The 2,376-nt window shown below is 42.1% G+C and carries 2 protein-coding genes and 3 pseudogenes; 4 read left to right on the top strand and 1 reads right to left on the bottom strand.

Annotated elements, in window-relative coordinates:
- Positions 1-97 precede the first annotated feature (97 nt).
- Positions 98-458: pseudogene (locus C3420_RS17880) on the bottom strand (transposase).
- Between the two features lie 87 nt (positions 459-545).
- Here C3420_RS17880 and C3420_RS16760 point away from each other — a divergent pair.
- The 4 genes and pseudogenes from C3420_RS16760 to C3420_RS16775 form a co-directional block, all read left to right on the top strand.
- Positions 546-1,130: pseudogene (locus C3420_RS16760) on the top strand (IS5 family transposase); the annotation flags it as partial.
- 86 nt (positions 1,131-1,216) lie between these two features.
- Positions 1,217-1,600 (top strand): IS66-like element accessory protein TnpA, encoded by a 384-nt coding sequence (gene tnpA / locus C3420_RS16765; protein ID WP_004646130.1) that lies wholly within the window; start codon positions 1,217-1,219, stop codon positions 1,598-1,600.
- The gene (tnpB, locus tag C3420_RS16770) at positions 1,597-1,932 is read left to right on the top strand and encodes an IS66 family insertion sequence element accessory protein TnpB (RefSeq protein ID WP_004733288.1); all 336 of its coding nucleotides are present in this window, start codon (positions 1,597-1,599) and stop codon (positions 1,930-1,932) included. The genes tnpA and tnpB overlap by 4 nt, the downstream gene beginning before the upstream one ends.
- A 74-nt stretch (positions 1,933-2,006) precedes the next feature.
- A pseudogene (locus C3420_RS16775) lies at positions 2,007-2,376 on the top strand (IS66 family transposase); the annotation flags it as partial.

Below are 2,376 nucleotides of genomic sequence, written 5' to 3' on the forward strand. Positions count from 1 at the left end.
ATGTAGCCAAAGGCTCTCACCACCTGAGCCATGGTCGTATCCATACCTGCACGCATGTCCATGGGCTGAGTAGACAACCAGATTTCATCAATGCGGATCATGTTGCAAGTGCCTTGAGTAATTCTGCTAAAGCAGATATTTCTGATACTTGCCATTTCAAGCCAATTTCTGCTTTTGAGTGGGGTAAAGTAATTTGAACCGTTAACATGTCAGTAGGAGTAGGATCTAATGGTGCAGAGCAAGATAAAGCAATAAATGCAGGTTTATTCGGTAGTGGTGAGCGATCATTTCTCTAGCTTACCATCAATTAAGCGAATCCAGTTGGATAGGGGATTTGTATTCAATCCATGTTGCAAAGCGACTGAAGCAATTGAAACGTCCGGTGCTTTACAAGCCTGAACGATCTGCTGTTTAAATTCAGCACTGCATGTTCTTCGTTTTTTCTCAAGAGATGTGATGGATGTCTAGGGTGTGTTGACACTTTTAGCTTAAAAAAATAGCGAAGTAGTAAAATCAAATCGCCAAACCCAATTTTACTATTCGCTATGCCTCGTACCATGCTGACACATCAACACTGGCAAAAGTTGAAAACTATTTTGCGTAATTTATCCATTCACCACAACTCAAATTTACGCAATTTTATTGAAGCTATTCTCTATAGAATTAGAACAGGCTGTCCGTGGCGAGATATTCCTTCCTGTTTTGGTCATTCAAACTCTATTTTCAAACGTTTTAATCGTTGGTCAAGCAGCGGTAAGTTACTTAGATTGTTCAAATTACTAGCCTCATGCCCCGATATGGAGTGGATTTTTATTGATGGCTCTCATGTACGTGCTCATCAACATTCTGCCGGCATAGCGAATCAATCTATTTCTAAAAGTGTAGGAGGAAATTCCTCAAAAATACATTTGATTCTTGATGCATATGGCAATCCTATTGATTTCATGATTACCGATGGAACCACACATGATGTTAAAGTTGCACCTGATTTAATATCAACATTAGATTTAAAAGAGACAAAAGTGTTATGCGCAGATAAAGGCTATGATTCAGAACCACTGCGTGAACAGATCAGGAAAACAGGAACTAAAGCGAATATACCAAAGAAAACGAATAGCCAATCGAACAATGTAAGCGTCCGCTGAACACACCTTATGAATTCATCCTATAAGCCTTAATTTAGTCCCCACTTAAAAACAAGTGGGGACTAAAATTTATGACTACAAATCACCAGACATCCATCGCATCTCTTGCGAAAAAACGAAGAACATACAGTGCTGAATTTAAACAGCAGATCGTTCAGGCTTGTAAAGCACCAGACGTTTCAATTGCTTCAGTCGCTTTGCAACATGGATTGAATACAAATCTTGTATCCAAATGGATTCGCTTAATTGATGCTAAGCCAGGGAATGATCGCTCACCACTACCGAATAAACCTGCATTTATTGCCTTATCTTGCTCTGCACCATTAGATCCTACTCCTACTGACATGTTAAAGGTTCAAATTACTTTACCCCACTCAAAAGCAGAAATTGGCTTGAAATGGCAAGTATCAGAAATATCTGCTTTAGCAGAATTACTCAAGGCACTTGCAACATGATCCGCATTGATGAAATCTGGTTGTCTACTCAGCCCATGGACATGCGTGCAGGTATGGATACGACCATGGCTCAGGTGGTGAGAGCCTTTGGCTACATCAAACCGCATTGTGCTTACCTGTTCTGTAATAAACGTGGCCATCGCATGAAAGTACTGGTGCATGATGGACTGGGCATCTGGCTGTGTGCCCGGCGGCTGGAACAGGGCAAATTTCACTGGGCTCAAGTTCACCAGGGTGAAAGCGTAGCTCTCAGCCCGGAACAGTTACAGGCACTGATCCAGGGTTTGCCCTGGCAGCGCATTGGACGACAGCAGGTGGTGACGATGCTTTAAACCAAGCTGTTCCATTCTGCTATTCTCCAAACGTTCTATTTCATTCTTCTCATGACCTCAGGCATACTGCGGTCATGAATACGCTGCCTGACTTAAGCCAACTGACCCATGAACAACTGCTGGAATTTACCAGGCAGTTGGCGCTGCAGCATCAGTCTCTGGCACAATCAAATCAAGAATTAGAAAAATCAAACCAGCAATTGGATGCCAAAGTTCAGCATCTTTCTATTCTCAATCAAAAATACGAGCATGAACTGGCGCTGTTTAAAAAGCACAAATTCGGCAGTAAAAACGAACATCTCACCGCAAAACAAATCCATCTCTGGGATGAAGCGGTCGAAGAAGATATCGCAGCCGTTGATCTGGAACTGGAACGGCTGAATGCAGATAAAACCGATGCAGCGACACACAAAGCCAAAGCAAATAAACCTAAACGTCAACCTA

Origin of the sequence: Acinetobacter sp. ACNIH3, from assembly GCF_002918965.1 — a bacterium.
Classification (GTDB): domain Bacteria; phylum Pseudomonadota; class Gammaproteobacteria; order Pseudomonadales; family Moraxellaceae; genus Acinetobacter; species Acinetobacter schindleri.